17 protein-coding genes and 1 pseudogene are annotated in these 19,583 nt (G+C 39.8%); 11 read left to right on the top strand and 7 right to left on the bottom strand.

Annotated features, from left to right (window positions below; all coding sequences use genetic code 11):
• The first annotated feature begins 866 nt into the window (after nucleotides 1-866).
• The 5 genes from NE558_RS08270 (at nucleotide 867) to NE558_RS08250 (ending at nucleotide 5,346) form a co-directional block, all read left to right on the top strand.
• Nucleotides 867-1,769 (top strand): GNAT family N-acetyltransferase, encoded by a 903-nt coding sequence (locus tag NE558_RS08270; protein WP_256149545.1) that lies wholly within the window; start codon nucleotides 867-869, stop codon nucleotides 1,767-1,769.
• 181 nt (nucleotides 1,770-1,950) lie between these two features.
• Nucleotides 1,951-2,727, top strand: a complete 777-nt coding sequence (locus NE558_RS08265) for a MerR family transcriptional regulator (protein WP_256149544.1) — start codon at nucleotides 1,951-1,953, stop codon at nucleotides 2,725-2,727.
• A gap of 56 nt (nucleotides 2,728-2,783) precedes the next feature.
• Nucleotides 2,784-3,518, top strand: a complete 735-nt coding sequence (locus NE558_RS08260) for an ABC transporter ATP-binding protein (protein WP_066085574.1) — start codon at nucleotides 2,784-2,786, stop codon at nucleotides 3,516-3,518.
• Complete coding sequence (locus NE558_RS08255) at nucleotides 3,505-4,248, top strand: ABC transporter permease (RefSeq protein WP_256149543.1); 744 nt, start codon at nucleotides 3,505-3,507, stop codon at nucleotides 4,246-4,248. Before NE558_RS08260 ends, NE558_RS08255 begins: the two co-directional genes overlap by 14 nt.
• A gap of 471 nt (nucleotides 4,249-4,719) precedes the next feature.
• The gene (locus NE558_RS08250; RefSeq protein WP_256149542.1) at nucleotides 4,720-5,346 is read left to right on the top strand and encodes a GyrI-like domain-containing protein; all 627 of its coding nucleotides are present in this window, start codon (nucleotides 4,720-4,722) and stop codon (nucleotides 5,344-5,346) included.
• A 109-nt stretch (nucleotides 5,347-5,455) separates the two neighbouring features.
• On the opposite strand, the gene NE558_RS14600 is transcribed toward NE558_RS08250, so the two are convergent.
• From NE558_RS14600 to NE558_RS08215, 7 genes are all read right to left on the bottom strand, one after another.
• On the bottom strand, nucleotides 5,456-5,911 hold the full coding sequence (locus tag NE558_RS14600; RefSeq protein ID WP_330643415.1) for a hypothetical protein: 456 nt from the start codon (nucleotides 5,909-5,911) through the stop codon (nucleotides 5,456-5,458).
• A 243-nt stretch (nucleotides 5,912-6,154) separates the two neighbouring features.
• Nucleotides 6,155-6,559 carry a TIR domain-containing protein gene (locus NE558_RS08240; protein ID WP_256149541.1) on the bottom strand — a complete coding sequence of 135 codons (405 nt, stop codon included), beginning with the start codon at nucleotides 6,557-6,559 and terminating at the stop codon, nucleotides 6,155-6,157.
• Entirely contained in the window at nucleotides 6,552-7,097 is a 546-nt protein-coding gene (locus NE558_RS08235) for a phosphohydrolase (RefSeq protein WP_256149540.1), read from the bottom strand. Before NE558_RS08235 ends, NE558_RS08240 begins: the two co-directional genes overlap by 8 nt.
• A gap of 129 nt (nucleotides 7,098-7,226) precedes the next feature.
• The gene (locus NE558_RS08230; protein WP_256149539.1) at nucleotides 7,227-7,379 is read right to left on the bottom strand and encodes a conjugal transfer protein; all 153 of its coding nucleotides are present in this window, start codon (nucleotides 7,377-7,379) and stop codon (nucleotides 7,227-7,229) included.
• 123 nt (nucleotides 7,380-7,502) lie between these two features.
• Nucleotides 7,503-8,855, bottom strand: a complete 1,353-nt coding sequence (locus NE558_RS08225; RefSeq protein WP_256149538.1) for an ADP-ribosylglycohydrolase family protein — start codon at nucleotides 8,853-8,855, stop codon at nucleotides 7,503-7,505.
• Nucleotides 8,856-8,888: 33 nt separating this feature from the next.
• Complete coding sequence (locus NE558_RS08220; RefSeq protein ID WP_256149537.1) at nucleotides 8,889-9,161, bottom strand: hypothetical protein; 273 nt, start codon at nucleotides 9,159-9,161, stop codon at nucleotides 8,889-8,891.
• A 20-nt stretch (nucleotides 9,162-9,181) separates the two neighbouring features.
• Entirely contained in the window at nucleotides 9,182-9,973 is a 792-nt protein-coding gene (locus tag NE558_RS08215) for an LEM-3-like GIY-YIG domain-containing protein (RefSeq protein ID WP_256149536.1), read from the bottom strand.
• Nucleotides 9,974-10,360: 387 nt separating this feature from the next.
• Between NE558_RS08215 and NE558_RS14760 the strand changes: the two genes are divergently transcribed.
• The 6 genes and pseudogenes from NE558_RS14760 to NE558_RS08190 all read left to right on the top strand — a co-directional run bounded on the left by NE558_RS14760 (nucleotide 10,361) and on the right by NE558_RS08190 (nucleotide 19,429).
• Nucleotides 10,361-10,753 carry a hypothetical protein gene (locus NE558_RS14760; protein WP_330643414.1) on the top strand — a complete coding sequence of 131 codons (393 nt, stop codon included), beginning with the start codon at nucleotides 10,361-10,363 and terminating at the stop codon, nucleotides 10,751-10,753.
• A 300-nt stretch (nucleotides 10,754-11,053) separates the two neighbouring features.
• Nucleotides 11,054-16,006: pseudogene (locus NE558_RS08210) on the top strand (SNF2-related protein); the annotation flags it as partial.
• Nucleotides 16,006-16,341, top strand: a complete 336-nt coding sequence (locus tag NE558_RS08205; RefSeq protein WP_256149535.1) for a plasmid mobilization protein — start codon at nucleotides 16,006-16,008, stop codon at nucleotides 16,339-16,341. The pseudogene NE558_RS08210 and the gene NE558_RS08205, both read left to right, overlap by 1 nt.
• A gap of 87 nt (nucleotides 16,342-16,428) precedes the next feature.
• Nucleotides 16,429-16,713, top strand: coding sequence for a CD1845 family protein (locus NE558_RS08200; RefSeq protein WP_256149534.1), 285 nt, complete (start codon nucleotides 16,429-16,431; stop codon nucleotides 16,711-16,713).
• Nucleotides 16,714-16,958: 245 nt separating this feature from the next.
• Nucleotides 16,959-17,927, top strand: coding sequence for a DUF5677 domain-containing protein (locus NE558_RS08195; RefSeq protein ID WP_256149533.1), 969 nt, complete (start codon nucleotides 16,959-16,961; stop codon nucleotides 17,925-17,927).
• A gap of 101 nt (nucleotides 17,928-18,028) precedes the next feature.
• Nucleotides 18,029-19,429 carry a relaxase/mobilization nuclease domain-containing protein gene (locus tag NE558_RS08190; protein WP_256149532.1) on the top strand — a complete coding sequence of 467 codons (1,401 nt, stop codon included), beginning with the start codon at nucleotides 18,029-18,031 and terminating at the stop codon, nucleotides 19,427-19,429.
• Nucleotides 19,430-19,583 lie beyond the last annotated feature (154 nt).

Below are 19,583 nucleotides of genomic sequence, written 5' to 3'. Positions count from 1 at the left end.
TGCTTTCTTCCTCGATCAGTTGGCTTCATGGCATCTTCTAGAATAATCCAGGTCACGCCTATTTTTTGTGCTCCAGAAATACATCCTTCCCCACAGTAAGTAGTTAATCATCTACAGCTGATTCTCAATAGGACAACAGCCTTGGCTCAGTTATATACTCCATATCCGCAACTCTTCTATCCTTCTTTATCTTTACAGTATACTTCCAATTAGAAAAGATTACAAACTAACAAGAATGTTTACAAAAATATATTTGGTTAGCACATTAAGTCACTTAATTAACTTCATCAACGCATAAGAATAGCCCTTTAATCAATAATTGAACAGCTATACAAAAGACATATTTTGTTTTAAATAAATTGGTTCTTTATATGATTCTAAAATGTTCTAATACATCTTAGATTGCCTCAACCTTTTCAGGCTTAAGGTGTTTTCACGGCTGATTCAATTCCTCTATTGCATTGGGAACGTCATAAATTAGCAACCCCAAGCCCCTTTTCTCTTCTGCAGTATAAACTGTGTACCTCGAACTATTTATTTTCAACATATTTTTTGTCATTTTATTAGGTAACTCGTTCACTTGGCTTAGGATGCACTACAATATGTAGCGATTTTGAGGGAAAATGATTAAAAAATGGGCTGAAAAGTGCAATTTTTAACCCTATTTTTTGCTCTTACACGGATGGTTGGATGAAAAGTATTTTCAAATAGTTTTTTGTTCGCTTTATCACAGCCTTGATAGCCACTGCCCGCGATTTTTTTCAATTCTAATTTCTCGGTGCACATCCATTTTTGAAAGTCGCCTTGACAAAAAAATAAGATCGAGATAATATAGTTGATAATATCAATTATATCGGAGGCGCGGTATGAATAAAGAGGAAATAATTAGAAAAGAGATACGATTAATTGTGAGGGAATTAGGTTTATTAAATCACAATTGCTTTAATTCAGGCTTGACACTTGCACAAGCACATATATTAAATTATCTAAAGCAAAACGGAAAGACTCCTTTTAATGAATTGTTGATAAACCTGGGTATTGATAAGGCTTCACTTAGTAGAATAGTTAGTAATCTGGAAGAAAAAAAATACTTAGAATTGAAAAAATCCGAAGATGATAAGAGAATGAAAGATATTTACCTTTTACCATTAGGTTTGACAACTATTAATGATGGAGATTATAAAGCAAATACATTTATGAATGAGATTTTAGATTTTGGAGATAGCGAGAACATAGACAATATTGTTAGGGCATTGAGAGTATTTCGTATTCTTGCATTAAAAAACAATCTTAGAAAGAATGATTCTAGAATTTTAATTGAAAAAATTTCAGAAAATTATATGAATAATTCAATAAAATTAGCAACTGAAGTATTTACTAATGAGCAGGGTATCCCAGCAGAATCAATTGAAATTAACGCTAATTTAAAACCAATCTGGTGGTGTGCAAGGGTAGGCGAAGATGTTATTGGGGTTGTTGCAACATGGAAGGAAAAAGATAAATGGAAATGGGGAAGATTTGCCATTGATAAAAGACTGAGAGGTTTAGGTATTGGTCAAAAAATGGCTATTCATTCATTAAAAGAGATATTTAGACACTATACAGATGAGTTATATATAGAAGCAAGAGAAGTAACTAAAAATATGTTAATAAAATTTGGATGCAAAGTTATTGGAGAAACAGAAAATTTTTATGGCGAACCCATAACACCAATATTATTAAACAAAGAATTGTTTGATGAACATTTGAAGAATTATATCAACTCATAAAATTATTGGAAATAGGAATAAAAATAAGAAAAGTAAATAAGCGGATTTTGAATAATAGCAAATTTTACAGTAGTAGGACGGTGACGGATTTTACTTCACGTTTGTTTTATCATCTATTCATATTCAGAAGGTTGAAGCAAGCTTTTTACTATGATAAAATTATAAAAAATACCTCTTCCTGTTGAAAGTTGGTGATATTATAGAAAACACATATACAACAAATCAAGTTGCAAAGATAATTGGTATACATCCGAATACCGTAAGAATGTACGAGGATATAGGTTTTATCTCGAAACCTATCCGTAAAAAAAATGGCTATCGTGTATTTACAGAATTGCATCTTGAACAATTCAATCTGGCACGTACAGCTTTTCAGATTGAGGTACTTCAAAATGGCCTACGAAAAAAAGCAGTTTCTATTGTTAAGCTGTCAGCATTATGCGAATTTGATAAAGCAATTAAACTAACAGAACAATATATATATTCTGTTGGGATTGAAATTTGTAATGCCAATGAAGCGGTAAAAATAGTAAAAGAACTGCTTAGAGGAGCTAACCTAGAAAACCGATATGCCTTAAAGCGAAAAGAAATATCTGAGATACTTGGAATATCAATGGATACTCTCCGAAATTGGGAAATGAATGGACTGCTTAAAGTAAAACGAAAGGAAAACGGGTATCGTGTTTATACTGATTATGATATTAGAAAACTTAAAATTATCCGTTCACTAAAATGTGCCAACTATTCCCTTTCTGCAATTCTTCGTATGATAAATGCACTTGAAAGAAATTCAAAAGCAGATATTATCGCCGTATTGAATACTCCAGATTTTAACGTAGAGATTGTATCCGCCTGCGATAGGCTAATTGTATCTTTAGGCAGTGCAAAAGAAAATGCAATTGCTATAAAATCAATGCTTTACGAAATGAAAAATAAATATTCAAACCCTCCAGTTTAACACCAGACTTTTGTTTGGTGTTATTCTTTTTATATTACGAAAAGGAGGATATGAAAATGCATGATATTATTAAGGTAGAAAATCTATCAAAATCATACGGACAGCTAAAAGCAGTAACTAACTTAAGCTTTAATGTTAAAAAAGGTACTGTTTTTGGATTACTTGGAGCAAATGGAGCAGGTAAAAGCACGACAATTGAATGTATACTTGGAACAAAACCTATGGAAAGTGGAACAGTTTCAATTTTAGGATCAAATCCAAAAGCAAATCGGAAGGAATTGTTTCAGAAGGTCGGGGTTCAGTTTCAAGAGGCAAATTATCAAGAAAATATTCGTGTTGGAGAACTTTGTGAGGTGACATCATCTCTTTATAAGAATGCCACCGATTATCGTACTCTACTTAAAAAATTCGGTATTGCCGACAAATCCAAAACCTTAGTAAAAGAACTATCAGGTGGTCAAAAGCAACGGTTATTTATCATTCTTGCACTCATTCCAAATCCAGAGGTGGTTTTTCTTGACGAGCTCACAACAGGACTTGATGCAAGAGCAAGAAGAGATGTTTGGCAAATTTTAAAAGAATTAAAGGGTCAAGGACTCACTATTCTTTTAACCTCTCATTTTATGGATGAGGTTGAGAAACTTTGTGACGAAATATGTATCCTAAAAAAAGGTAATTCAGTGTTTTATGGCACAGTTGAAGATGCCATCGCTGTAAGTCCTTATGATAAATTTGAGGAAGCTTATCTTTGGTACACAGATGAGGAGGTATCAGAAAATGAAAACATTTAGTACAATGCTTAAAACAGAAATCAAACTATCCCTTCGTGGAATGGATATGTTTATTTTTGCTATTTGTATGCCAATTGTTGCACTTGTTGTGCTTGGAATTATTTATGGAACTAATCCAGCTTTTATTGATGCTGATTATACATTTTTAGAGCAATCATTTGGAGCAATAGCTACTATTGCTATCTGTGCCGGTGGAGTTATGGGACTGCCATTAGTTATTTCAGACTATCGAAGCAAGCATATTTTGAAAAGATTTAAGGTAACACCTGTGAAGCCTACGATTATCTTACTTGTTCAGGTTACAATCTATGCACTATATTCGTTAGTATCATTAATCACACTGTTTACTGTCGCAACTGCATTTTTTAATTTTCGTATGCAAGGAAGTATTTATCAGTTTATTCTCGGTTGGCTTTTAGTTATGATTTCAATGTTTTCTATCGGTATGGTGGTGGGTGGCATTTCAAAGAACTCTAAAGTAGCGGGAATTGTTGCAAGTTTACTGTATTTTCCTATGCTGATTTTTTCCGGTGCAACTTTACCCTATGAAGTAATGCCATCTGCGATGCAAAAAATTGTTGATATTCTACCGCTTACACAAGGCATAAAGATATTAAAATCCGCTACACTTGGATTGCCTGTTGCTAATGCTATACTACCAATAATCATCATGATTGTTATCACAATTATTTGCTCAATAATCGCAATTAAGTTTTTTCTATGGGAGTGATAAGGAATGTAATCCACTTTAGTAACGGCTAAAGCTGATTTTAATCATTTAAAAAATGACAACAACTTCTTAATTTTCTAATATGCTCCCTTCATAAGATTCAGCGTTTTATTTCACTTTATCTCATAGAGGAGCATATGATTTTTTTACGACGAGGTTATCCTCTTTCTTCTTTACATCATAATCCGAGTATAGTCCAGAGTATCCTTGCGAAAGAACGGTAAACAAATTCTTGTTTTTATAGTGCTTATCCCTTCTATTGTTCATAATTTGATAGTTGAAGCTCTTACTTTAGTATGGTAGACTTTTCTATGTATACTACCCAACAAAATACTTTCTACGTGGTAGTGCGGAATTTGAACGCTCGGTGAATAATTTGTATAATATGACATACTGTTGTCAATTTTAATTTGATACAATGGCATTGTCAGATATAATACTTTTAACCAAGTAAAAAGAAAGGATAATAAAATGGCTTTTGATTTTAAAAAGGAATACAAGGAATTTTATATGCCCAAAAACAAGCCTTCCATAATCAACATTCCTAAGATGACCTTTATTGCAGTACGTGGTAAAGGAAATCCTAATGTTAAAGATGGAGAATATCAAGTTGCAGTTGGACTTTTATATGGTATTGCTTATACGATAAAAATGAGTTATAAAGGCGATTACAAAATTGACGGATTCTTTGAGTATGTTGTGCCTCCTCTTGAAGGGTTTTGGTGGCAAGATGGTATAGAAGGTGTGAATTATGCCAATAAAGACTCATTTAACTGGATTTCGGTTATTCGATTACCTGATTTTGTAACTGAAAAAGATTTTGAGTGGGCAGTATCAACTGCTACTAATAAGAAAAAAGATGATTTTTCTAAGGTAGAATTCTTTTCTTACGATGAGGGGTTATGTGTTCAATGTATGCATATCGGATCTTATGATGAAGAACCTGCAACAGTATCAAAAATGGAGAAGTTTGCCATTGAAAACGGCTATTCGATTGATATAACATCTGAAAGGTTACATCACGAAATATATTTAAGTGACCCTCGTAAAGCAGACATTTCTAAAATGAAAACAGCGATTCGTCACCCAATCAAATGAGCTAACACCTTAAAACCATCACATCCCGAGTATCGTACAGTGAATCCCTATATAAAGGCCGTCAATTTAATATCTACAAAAACAAACCTGGCTATAAAAATCAGCCAGGTTATCCTATTTTGATGTGTTTGCAGATATGCTTGAAAATGTGAATTCTTATATCAGGACAAGAGGAATTGTTTTGATTGCTGCGAATGCGCAGTGGGATAATGACTATAAAATAGATGAAGTTATTGACAAATATCTCCTGCATATTACAGACGATAAGCCGATTACTAGCATTCGCTGAAATTGATTTTAGATATTCAATCCATTTCTCATCAACCACAACCTCTTTACTTACAAAGAGAAACGCTATTGTTTTTTCTGATTTAGTAATTATTTGTTCTGGTACATCACAAGTACATGAAGTACGGAAAAAGACCGGGAGATTCATAGACCTTGAGAATGGTTTCTCAACATTCTTTGACAGAAGTTGGTAACAATGCTCAATAAGAGGTCTTACATTCTCTTCATCTAGTGGATGCCATACAAAGTAAACTGATAGGGCTTGAAAAAAATCCATTATAGGTATCTCCTTTACTTTACTTTTCATTTCTTTATTAGCCACTGGTCTATTTACTTATTTTAGGAGTTTCTTTATCTAGTGTTTTAAATACCTCAATTTTGCTATCGTCTCGCTTGTCAAAAGCACTATTTATGTACTTTTCTGGGTCGACAATAAAGTCGGAATATTTGATAACTGCACAGTACACCTCACTATCATTGTAATGGCATAAACTTGTGCTTTTCTGATTGTTCTTTTTGACTAAATCCGGTAAATATATATATCGTAAAAAGGTGATTTGGTCCTCGCCTCACATCCACATGAGCATTTTATTGTCGTATAGATTAAATCATAAATCTCATCAATTACCACTGCTAACAACCCGTTGTGTTTGTTGTTCTTCGTGTCCCGAAGGGATGCTTGGATTTCCGAGTTAACAAATGGTCTTTTTGCTGTTTCTGAACCTACCAGTACCAATGTTACGGTAGAATCTTGTAAGTAATCAGTTCTTATGATTTCCATTATCCTACTTTCATCCAGATCCCTATCAATTTCACCATCACCAACAGATTTATCAATGAAATTATCTTCTCCAAACTCCTTAATAATATCTTCCTTGTATTCCTGCTCATTATCATGATGATAGCTAATAAATGTTTTATGCATGTTCACCCTCCAATACAAACCCACTCCAGCTATCTGCATATTGCAATAGCAATGTTAATGGTTCTTCGTGTGTTGCAACTGATCGGTTGTCCTCTACGTACTGGCCATCATGATAAACAATGGCCTGCACCTCTTGTTCCGTAAGATCTATATGTCTCGCAGCCAGATAAAGACTTCTAACTGGAACACTCAAATAGATCAGATTTTTATTGAATCGATATGGTGGTTCCGGTTTATAACTACTCATCTTCTGTTTATCCGTTGGTTCATTTATAAGATATTGAGGATTACCCGGCATCCCCACTTTCCCCAAATCGTGGATCAGCGAAACAATGACGCAGCTTTCCTCACTGATATCCGGCGCCAGTGCTTTGCGAATTTTTAGCATTGATTCCGCAACATTGACACAATGCTCTAATAGGCCACTTTCTTTACACAAATGATATTTTGTACTTGCTGGAGCTGTTAGCCATGCTGTTTCGCTTTCCATAAAATCAATGAGCCTATCAAACTGTGATTTTCTCTTCACTACTAGCATTTTCAATTCTTCGTATCTTTTTCTGATGTTATCTTCCATAACTCACTATCCTTCCATGCAAATCATACTCTTGCTTATAAATATTGTAACAAACAACGAGTACAATAAAACGGACAGTGCATCTCTCAATCACTTCTTGCTAAATAAATTAGCACTGGGTATTTTGTGCCGAATCATAAGATCATTTTTGATTATTGCATATTCTCTATCTGTCAGCATTTTCCTGCTATATAGCTGATTCAAAAATGCCAGCTTCATTGCATATTTCATTGTATTATCCATGCTGAAGCGCCTCCATTCAAATTGTACATTCACGCTGTAAAGTATTGTAGTTAACAGCTTGAATGTACAATTGGCACTGGAATCAAAGTAATGGCCAATTAATCATTTCTGTTTATGCTGTTCCTAATTGCCAACCAACATCAGCTGCTCGAGTCTTCTCAATATTTTCAAAAACGTCTTATCCTCAATTGCCGACTCCCAAAGTCCATCACAAAATCGTTCTTGCCGAATATATCCAGTTAAAATCGCCAGCGTCAACTCAAAATCAGATTGTTCTATTGCCGTATTCATTTCTTCCGTACCATGTAGACCATTCTTTTCAATGACCTCAAGGTAGTTGTAGCAAATTAGATTTGATGAATATACTGCTTGGATAAAATCCTCCAACGTTTGTTCATATATCGGATATGGCATGGAAAAGTGATTCTCTCCAAGCTTTTCTCCACCACCCCAGGAACAAGAATTTTTCTCATTTAGGTTTTCAAAGTAAGGGATGAATGCCAGCAGCTTATCAATGCTTCGTTTTGTCAAAGAGCGATGAAGCCGTTCTGAAAGATCTTCAATGTAATCTTTACGCACGATTTTTGAAGTCCATTCAACCGGGATATTCTCACTCCCGTAGTATAATCCTGCCAATCCTCCTGCAATGGCTGCAACCGTATCCGTATCATCTCCAAGATTTACCGCAATAAGAACACAGTCTTTATATGTTTTTGAATTAACCAAGCACCAGATTGCAGCTTCCAGAGTATCCACCACATAACCACTGCTTCTTATCTCTGTCTCATTGATTTCTCTAAAGTTCTTTTCAGACAGCCGATGATAATAACTAATTTCTGTTTCATACTCAGGTTTTCCCTTGTAGTACTGAACAGCTTTGTAAATTCCCAACTCTACTGCAATGCAAAGATCCATGTTCCCAATAAGCATTGAAGCTACCGAAAGATAAATACCACATACTATTTGGCTTCGCTTATGAGCATGGGTTAAAGCAGAAACATTGTGGATCATATTAAATGCTTCATCCATCTCCTGAAAGTCTGTGCCATGCAAAGATTGAATGTAAAACAACAGCGGCAGAATTCTCATAAGAGATCCATTTCCATTATCACGTTCACCTACACCACCACATAGCAAAGGCTCTACTCCTGTCATATATCTCGAAATAGCTTGTCTAGTGGCAATTCCTACATCAAAGACCTCTCCATGAGGTGTATATTTCCCTTCCGTGAGCCAGGACTTAAAGTTGTCCATTACATCTTTGTAGTCAAGTCCATCTGATAAGCTATCAAGCAGACATAAAGCCATGCTGGTATCATCCGACCATGTTCCAGATGGTTGGTTGTGCGTCCCATATGCCCTCATGTCTGTCACGGGGTTTGCTTTCAATCTTTCACGGCTATTAAATTCAACAGGTACACCAAGTGCATCAGCAACACACAGGCCTATTATCCCGTCAAGAACTTCATTTTTCATGGCTATGCCCCTCCACATACATAATCTCTATCCTCATAAGTTCAAATACTTACATGGATTTGCTTCGCCCCTTGAATAGAGATGTTTAACGGATTTATCGAGATACTTTTCTCTTATAGCCTCTGGAGCTAATATTCCATCAAAGAATATCCTTTCTGAATCAGTACATTTGTTCCAGCTTAAAGGCTTAAATACCTCCATGATTGTCCCATTTACTATGCTAAATACATATTCTGCATTTTGTGCTTTTATCAATGATAGTTTCCAATTACCTCTAGTCGCAGTATAGATTTCATTTCTACTCATTCCATCACGATAAGTTGCATTTATCTTATCAAAATTGCTTTTTCTTCAATCTTTGTTTCTTCGTCATCATTTATGTCGTCAGATTCTTGTATATTGAAATTTTCTTTCGAATTATTCACAAAAAAGTATTGAATCGGATTCGCATTTCCTTTTACAATAAATTCTTCAATCGAGCGATGCAAATACCTTTCCTTGATTAAATCATTTGCTGGTACTCCTTCGAATCCAATTCTGTTGGAGTCATTCGCCTTAAACCATAATGTAGGTTTAAAAACGCCTCTCACAATCCCGTTATGAAGACTTAAGACATAGTCTACTTTTTCTGCGTTTCCTTGATTTGCTTTCCACCATTTATTCGTCGCCTCATATATTTCTTGTTCATTCATATCACTTCTATATTTGGCATTTATTTTTATTATCATAATATTATCTTGGATCTCAATTTTTTTAGCTCCTAAAAGAATATCCAATTCTTCACAAGAAATTTTACCTCTTTCAACGGAATGCCCTTTTACACTATTTGATAAATTATCAAGACCTATAAAATCAATCAAAGCTGCTTCAACTTCAAAAGCCTCTTTCTCAGTCATTCCGTATCTAATAATCCAGTGTTCAACCTTTTGACCTCTACTTTTTATACTATTGATCACTTCAATTTTCTCAATATTTGAATCACTTTCCAAATTTCCGTTGGCATGACTAAATACCCTATTCCCTTTGCCTTTTCCAATATAAAAGGTCTCTCCTGTATCAGGATAATTCAAGCAATATACGTAATACCCGATTTTCTCTTGCGTTAGTGGTGAAAACACTTCTATCCCTCCTTCAAAGACGAGAGTAATTCATTTTGCATGACTTAATACCGTGTGTACTTAAGTTTGCATTTTCAATATGCGATTACTAATCAATCTCTAAATGATCGAATAGCCTCATTTGAATGATTTCCTTTGATTCCGTTTTCTCATTCCGAATAGTATTGATGAACTGACCTTTAGCATTTTTTGTCTGTTCAATAATCATGTGTTTATCAAATAATATCTGTGCTGAACTTGGCACGTTATGCGCAACACAAAGTAATTGAGCATTGCTTTTATCGAGGAATCGCCTTACAGGTTCCCAAAGCTCAATTGAGGATGCAGACGCGAACGGATTATCCAAGAACATAGCCAGTTTCAGCAACAGCTCCAGAGGCAGAGCCAATGGCTGCAATTACTGCCGAGGACACTGATAGCGCACTACAAGCATGGAATGGCGATGGGGGCAGCAAAGCAAAGGTACTTTCCTATATGCAGCTCCATAGCCGTGAGCGTGGCACAGCGGAATGGTTAAAAGGTGAATACGGCGGCAACCTCCCTATGTTCTCTATCAACAAGGGGGAAAATGCCTTAGAAATGTCGTGGGCAAAGGTACAGCGGGGCATTGGGCAGCTCGTAGCGGAAGGTGCTTTTTATACCGGGCCTGAGCAAGATACCGCAGGCTATGGTTTAGAGGACAACCCCCCTCGTTATACGGTTGAGCTTACCTCCGATGCCTATGATGAACCTTTCATCATAAGGGATAACACCGTTCCCGATATGCAAGATGGCAGATAATATGATGTTGAGGACATTTACCAGACCTACATGACCGAGGATGAGGCACAGGCGGTTGCAGACCGCTTAAACGGTGTTACACCAGAGCCGATGCAAACGGAACAGTCAGAAACACCCACAATTCCATATAACATAGGCGATACTGTTTTTCTTGAAAGCGGTACGCCTTTTTTAATTGAAGAAATCTCTGCCCACCAAGTCACCCTGCGTGATCCGTCATTGTTCTATCCTATCCTGCGTGCTGAAAGTCACGAGAGCTTTACAAGGCTTTTGGAACGGTATCCGCAGCCGGAGAAAACACAGGAAAAAGCAGAAAACTTCCGCATTACTGATACCCGCTTAGGCGAGGGCGGCAAACGAGAGAAAATTGTCCGAAACATTACCGCCATTACCACCTTTCAGACCATTGAGCGAGAAAACCGCCCTGCCACCAAAGCAGAGCAGGAAATCCTATCAGCCTATGTCGGTTGGGGCGGCTTGCCCGAAGTCTTTGACAAAGCAAACAGCAGTTTTAGCGGCGAATATATGCAGCTCAAAGCTCTCTTGTCCGAGGACGAGTACGTAATGGCACGAGCCTCCACCCTCAATGCCCACTACACCAGTCCTACGGTCATCAAAGCAATTTACGATACCGTGGAACGGATGGGATTTTCCACAGGCAACATCTTAGAACCTGCCTGTGGCACAGGCAACTTTTTTGGTATGCTGCCGGACAGTATGCAAGGCTCTCACCTCTATGGTGTGGAGCTGGACAGCATCACAGGCAGGATTGCAAAACAACTCTATCCCTCAGCCAGCATTGCTGTCACAGGCTTTGAGAAAACCGAGCTGCCCGACAGCTTTTTCGACCTTGCTATCGGTAATGTACCCTTTGGCAACTATAAGCTGGTTGAAAAGCGATATCATAATCAAAACTTCCTTATCCATGACCATTTCTTTGCAAAAGCTCTGGATAAAGTTCGCCCCGGCGGTGTGGTTGCTTTTGTCACTTCAAAGGGAACGATGGATAAGCAATCCCCCGAAGTACGCCGCTACCTTGCACAAAGAGCTGAGCTGTTAGGGGCAATCAGACTGCCGAACAATTCCTTTCTCAAAAATGCAGGCACAGAGGTCACAAGCGATATCCTGTTTTTACAAAAAAGGGATAGACCGATTGATGTGGATAGGGATTGGATACACCTTGCCAAAGATGAAAATGACATTACCTTAAACAGCTATTTTGCAGAACACCCCGAAATGATTTTAGGCACGATGGAGCTGAAAAGCGGTCAGTTTGGTATGGAAAGCACTTGTACCCCTCTACCGGATACCGACCTTGCAGAACAGCTTCAGAGAGCCGCCTCCAACATCGAGGGCAGTATCCCCGATGCAGAGGTGTCCGATATGGAGCTTGGCTCTGATAGCTCTATCCCTGCCGATCCAACAGTAAAAAACTTCTCTTACACCCTTGTGGACGGCGAAGTGTATTACCGTGAAAACAGCCGCATGGTGCGGCCAGAGCTTAACCAGACCGCAAAGGAACGAGTGGCAGGACTTGTAAGTCTTAGAGAGTGTGTGAATGACCTTATCCGCTATCAGCTTGAAGACTATTCAGATGAAACCATCTCACAGGAGCAGGCAAAGCTAAACCGTCTTTATGACAACTTTACCGCAAAATACGGACTGATTAACAGCCGTGGCAACAGCCTTGCTTTTGCCGAGGACAATTCCTACTATCTCCTTTGCTCTCTGGAGGACATTGACGAAAGCGGTAATCTGAAAGCCAAAGCTGATATGTTCACGAAACGCACCATTAAAAAGCGTGTATCCGTTACCTCTGTGGACACTGCAAGCGAGGCTCTGGCTCTTTCCATCGCAGAAAAGGCAAAGGTGGACGTTGACTATATGGAACAGCTCACAGGATTATCCTTTGAACAGATAGCCACTGACCTTAGAGGTGTTATTTTCCGTCTGCCCGACCTTGAAAACGAGGACAATCCCCACTATGTCACCGCCGATGAATACCTCTCCGGCGATGTAAGGCAAAAGCTCTGCACCGCTAAAATGGCGGCAAGGGTATCCGATATATATTCCCCCAATGTATCAGCTTTGGAGGCGGCACAGCCAAAAGACCTTGAGGCTGCGGAAATTGATGTCCGTCTGGGTGCGACTTGGATTGACAAAGAATATGTGCAGCAGTTCATGTATGAGCTGTTTGATACCCCGTGGCGAAATCAAGACCAGATTGAAGTAAAATACGCTCCCTTTACCGCCGAGTGGAATATTACAGGCAAAAGTGCCGTTGGCTACAACAATGTGGCGGCTTATGTGACCTACGGAACAGACCGATCCAACGCATATAAGATTTTAGAGGATACCCTAAACCTCCGTGATGTGCGGATCTATGACACTGTGGTTGACCCCGATGGAAAAGAACGACGGGTACTGAATAAAGATGCTACCACTCTGGCACAGCAAAAACAGCAGACCATCAAAGATGCGTTTCGAGATTGGATATGGAATGATGCCGACAGGCGGCAAACCCTTGTAAAAAAATATAACGAGAAATTCAACTCTATTCGCCCCCGTGAGTATGACGGCCAGCACATCAATTTCAGCGGCATCAATCCCGAAATCTCCCTGCGCCCCCATCAAGTCAATGCCATTGCTCATATCCTCTATGGCAACAACACCCTGCTTGCCCACGAAGTCGGTGCAGGCAAAACCTTTGAAATGGTTGCCGCCGCTATGGAAAGCAAGCGGCTTGGACTTTGCCAAAAACCACTATTTGCCGTACCAAACCACCTCACCGAGCAATGGGCAAGCGAGTTCCTAAGACTTTATCCTGCCGCCAACATCTTGGTGGCCACAAAGAAAGATTTTGAAAAGAGCAACCGTAAAAAGTTCTGTGCCAGAATTGCCACAGGCGATTATGATGCGGTCATCATCGGTCATAGCCAGTTTGAGCGTATCCCTATGTCTTTGGAACGGCAGGAACGTCTACTCCGTGAACAAATTAATGAAATCTTGGACGGTATCGAGGAAGTCAAGGCAAGCGGCGGCGAGCGTTTTACCGTCAAGCAGCTTGAGCGTACCAAAAAAGGATTGGAAGAAAGGCTCAGTAAATTAGAGGCACAGGAACGAAAAGACGATGTAGTGACCTTTGAGCAGCTTGGTGTTGATAGGCTTTATGTAGACGAGGCACACAACTATAAAAACCTGTTTCTTTACACCAAAATGCGAAATGTAGCAGGACTATCCACTACCGATGCCCAAAAGTCCAGCGATATGTTTATGAAATGCCGCTACATGGACGAGCTGACAGGCGGAAAAGGCATTGTATTCGCCACCGGCACACCCGTATCAAACTCCATGACCGAGCTTTATACCATGCAGCGGTATCTGCAATACTCTACCCTCCAAAAGAATGGACTTTCCCACTTTGACTGTTGGGCGAGTACCTTTGGGGAAACCGTAACTGCCATTGAGCTTGCTCCTGAAGGAACAGGCTACCGTGCAAGGACGAGATTTTCTAAGTTCTTTAATCTGCCGGAGCTGATGTCCATGTTCAAAGAGGTTGCGGATATTAAGGTGGCAGATGAGCTTGATTTGCCCACCCCTAATGTTATCTATGAAACCGTGGCGGTAAAACCGACTGAAATTCAATCGGATATGGTACGTGAGCTTTCCGAGCGAGCCGCCAAAGTCCATGCAAACAAAGTTGACCCCTCCTTTGACAATATGCTGAAAATTACCTCCGATGGGCGAAAGCTTGGACTTGACCAACGCATTATTAACCCACTCCTGCCCGATGATGAGGGCAGCAAGGTCAATGCCTGTGTGAACAATCTCTACCGCATTTGGAATGAGGGTGCTACGGAAAAGCTGACACAACTTGTGTTCTGCGATATTTCCACTCCAAAAGGCAAAACCACCGCACAGGAGCTAAAGGCGGCAAAGGCAGGCGCACAGACCGTCAACGGTGTGGAGCTTGCGGCTCTGGAGGATAGTCTGCCCGATGAAGTGCTGACCCCTACCGCTATTTTTAATGTATATGACGATATTCGGGGCAAGCTCGTAGAAAAAGGTATCCCCGCTCATCAAGTAGCTTTTATTCACGAGGCAAATACCGAGGTGAAGAAAAAAGAGCTGTTCGCAAAGGTACGGTGCGGCGATGTTCGGGTGCTGATTGGCAGTACCGCAAAATGTGGAGCAGGCACAAATATTCAAGACCGCCTTGTGGCATTGCACGATTTGGATTGCCCGTGGCGTCCGGGGGATTTAACCCAGCGCTCCGGCAGAATTGAACGACAAGGAAATCTCAACGAGGAAGTGAACATTTATCGCTATGTCACCGAGGCAACCTTTGATGCTTACCTCTGGCAGACCGTAGAAAACAAACAAAAATTCATCAGCCAGATAATGACTTCGAAAAGCCCTGTCCGTTCCTGTGAGGATGTGGACGAGGCGGCACTCTCCTATGCGGAAATCAAGGCTCTCTGTGCAGGCAACCCAAAAATCAAGGAAAAAATGGATTTGGACATTGATTTTTCAAGGCTCAAGCTCCTTAAAGCTAACCACCAGAGCAGCCAGTACCGTCTGGAGGATAACTTGCTCAAATACTTCCCCGAAAACATAGAAAGGAACAAAGGCTTTATCAGAGGATTTGAGCAGGATTTGAAAGTGCTTGACGAGTATCCCGCCGCCGAGGGCGTGTTCCTGCCAATGGTCATTAAGGGCGATACTCTTACCGATAAGGACAATGCAGGGGCAGCACTCTTAGAGGCTTGCAAAGAGATTAAAAGCAGCGACCCTGTGGAAATCGGCAATTACCGAGGGTTTACCATGCTGTTATCCTATGGCGGCATGATGGACGGTCATCAGCTAACCTTAAAGGGAGCAATGAGCCATACTGCTAAACTGGGTATGGATGCGAGGGGTAACCTCACTCGTATCGACAACTCTCTTGCAGCTATGCCGGAACGGTTGAAAGCCGTGACGGATCAGCTTGATAATCTCTATAAGCAGCAGGCGGCGGCAAAGGCAGAGCTTGGCAAGCCGTTCCCACAGGAACAGGAGCTGAAAGACAAGGTTTCCCGCCTTGCTACTCTGGATGCGGAGCTGAACATGGATATGGGTGCAGCACAGCCACAGCCGCCAATGGACAGGGTTTCTAAGAGCAGCCGCCCATCGGTACTGGAAAGCCTTAAAATGCCGCCCACAGCTGCCAGAGTGTCAAAGGTGAAACACGAAAAAGGAAGGGAGGAACGATAATGGCACACCGCCAGAGAAAAATACAACTGCATTTTATGGTGACGGAACATGAGCATGGCTTAATTGCCGAAAAAATGGAACGGCTCGGCACAAAAAACTTAGGAGCCTATCTCCGCAAAATGGCGGTTGATGGGTACATGATACAGCTTGATTTAGCCGATGTGAGGGAACTGGTTTCCGTCCTGCGGCGAACAAGCAACAGCTTAAATCAGCTCACCAAACAGGTACATGAAACAGGCAATGTCTATGGAAATGACATCGAGGACTTACGGCAGAGCTATGACAGGCTTTGGGCGGTGGCAGACGAAATTTTATCCCGATTATCTGCAATTTAAAAAACCTCATTGACAAGATGGACAGCAAGATTTTCTTTTGCTATGCTGTTTTCATAAAATCAAGTTGTGCTTGAGAGAGGAATATCCATGAGAATATTGTTTAAGATACTGCTTTTCCCCATTACACTGGTGCTGACAGTCCTTGTGCTGTTCTTCCAGTTTCTATGCCTCATTGGAACAACCCTGCTTTCCACATTGGCGTTTTTATTAGCGGTGGTTGCTCTTGGCATATTGCTCTTTAGCGGACAGCCTGCGGAGGGATTTAAGTATCTCATCATCGCATTTTGTATCAGTCCGTATGGAATACCCATGCTTGCGGCTTGGCTCATCAGCAAAGCAGAGGCATTCAACAACCTATTGAAATCAGTATAAAAATGAATGAGAGGAGAACGTGGGCTTGTGCTTTCTCCCCCTAATTGCCGCCTTAGTAGGAGTGTCACAGGAAAACAAGGGCGGCGTAGCCGTTTATTTCGACCCTTGTATTCCTGTGATGCTCCTGCTATTTTTCGTTTAGATTGTGTTGATGAATTTTTAAGAGGTGTGTGATATACTTAAAAAGTAAATTAAAGGTTGATGAAATAATTATTAAATATAAAGAATAAAATATGGAGGGAAAAATGGACGATAACTATCTGAAAATTTTTCAAGAACTGTTTTTTAATATCGAAGAAAACGAGGATGTAAAAGAAATTATTGAACAGTCTAGTTGGGTGTTAGCATCAATAATAACCAAGTTTGGAGAACTTCAGAATGAAATTTCTTATGGCACTTCAAGACAGCATGATTTCGTTGACACAGTTATATGCTTATTCATTAGAAAAATAATGGAGCAACTTGATGCCATAAATGTACTTTTTTCTGTTGGTTCGTTTACTCAAGCACAAATTATATTGAGAGCGTTAATTGAAAATATTATTACGTTGGAGTTTATACTAAAAGACGATACAGAAAAAAGAGCTGCATCATATTATTTGGAACATCATTATCAGGAAATAGAATTAGGCGTAAGGTGTTTTAATAAAAATTCAAAGTATGGAAAACTAATATTAGCACAGAAGGGCGAAGAACAGTTTAATAGTGATTGTGAGAAATACAGAAAAAAGAAAGAAGCTTTCCAACGGATAATTAAATCTAAAGAGATATTTCAAAAGGTGGATGAAGCCAGAAATAAGAAGTTAAACGAGAAGGAAAAGGAGAAAAACAAGAAAGCATATGTTCAATGGTATGAGGTTTGTAGTAACGTGTCAAATTTTTATCAGTTGATGAAGGAAGCAGGATATGAAAAGTATTATCAGGGTATATATGGAGGACTTTCTAACGAAACACACGCACTAAATTCAGCCATGGGTATGAGTGTTGACGAAAATGGAATTTGCTTAAAGCGGATAAGAAATTTAGAAGAAGGCAGTTCTACCCTTTCAATAGCATGTACTTTTTCTGTAAGTGTATTAAACGAAATATATAAATATCTCAATGATGGGGAAGATGAAAGGAAAGACTTCCAAAGTTTCTTTTTGGATTTTCAAAAGAAAAGAGATATTGCATGTCAAAACTTAGATATGATAAAAAGCTCTCAAAACAACTAAAAGAATTTGTTGTAAAATAGGAGAGCATATTTATTTGATGTAAGTTCTCAAAGGAGTTGTCATATGGCAGCTCTTTTTTTGCCCGAAAGGAGGCACAGTCTATGGCAACCACCCGTTTAATTTCCATGCACCAGAACAAGGGAAAGAGCATTTCACAATGCCTTTCAGACCGTACCGATTATGCTAAAAATCCCGATAAAACCAATGATGGCGAACTCATCAGTTCCTATGAATGTGACCCTCGCACCGTGCAGGGGGAATTTCTGCTTTTTAAGCGGCAGTACCACCAGATAACAGGACGGGAGCAGACAAATAATGTTATCGCTTATCAGATACGCCAGTCCTTTAAGCCGGGAGAAATTACGCCGGAGCTTGCCAATCAAATTGGTTATGAGCTTGCGGAAAAATGGACAAAGGGAAAGTACGCTTTTATTGTTGCGACCCATGTTGATAAATTGCACATTCACAACCACATTATTTATAATTCAACCTCTCTGGACTGCACCAAAAAGTTCAGAGATTTTTTAGGCTCCGGCAGAGCTGTTGGAAAAATCAGTGACCGCATTTGCCTTGAACATGGACTGTCCATTATTGAAAATCCAAAGCGTGGGAAAACCAATTATGGCAAATGGCTTGGCAACAAAAAAGCTCCCTCTTTCTCCGATAAAATCAGAGAAACCATTGATGCTGTTCTTGCGAAAAAGCCTGCCGACTTCAATGCGTTCTTATTGGAAATGCAAGCCGCAGGCTATGAAATAAAGCAAGGAAAGCACATCTCTTTTTTAGGCAAAGACCAGAAAAAGCCTATCCGTTTTCGTTCTCTCGGTGAGGGATATTCTGAGAACGAAATCAGAGCTGCCATCAAAGGGATTAAGCCGCTTACCTCCAGAAGAAAACCAATGCAAAAACCTGTGCAGCGTGTCAGCCTGCTTGTGGACATACAGGCAAAATTGCAGGCAGGAAAAGGAGCAAGCTACGAGCGATGGGCAAAGGTTTTTAACCTCAAGCAGATGGCACAGACCATCAACTTTTTAACGGAAAACGACCTCCTTGCTTATGAGGACTTGGATCAAAAGACACAGACCACAACCGCTGCATTTAATGAGCTTTCTGCCAAAATCAAAACCGCTGAAAAGCATATGGGCGAGATTGCCGTATTGAAAACGCACATCATCAATTATGCAAAAACTCGTGATGTTTATACCGCCTATCGTAAGGCAGGATACTCGAAAAAATTCTATGAAGGACACACTGCCGATTTGCTTTTACACAAGGCGGCAAAGGCGGCTTTTGATGAATTACAGATGAAAAAGCTCCCCACCGTCAAGACCCTACAAACGGAATATGCAGAGCTGCTTTCTGCTAAGAAAAAAGCCTATATCGAGTATGTGACCGTGAAAAAATCTATGCAGGAAGTCCAGACGGCAAAGGCGAATGTTGACCGTCTTTTAGGGTATGATGAACTCTCGAAAGAGAAAGAAAAAACACAGGAACAGCGATGAGCTGACCTGTGTTTTATGAGCCTCCGCAGGAGGCGTAGCCACTACCGCAAGGTAGTGTTCAAATGGGGATTGGGGATACTCCCCAACAAGCGGCTTTGCCAAAAATCCCGACAAGGAATTTTGAGCAAAATCGCAAGGTGTGTACCACCTTGCC

Source organism: Anaerotignum propionicum (assembly GCF_024461735.1).
Taxonomy (GTDB): domain Bacteria; phylum Bacillota; class Clostridia; order Lachnospirales; family Anaerotignaceae; genus Chakrabartyella.
The sequence above is the reverse complement of the archived record's forward strand: the minus strand, read 5'-3'. Positions and strand labels throughout refer to the sequence as shown.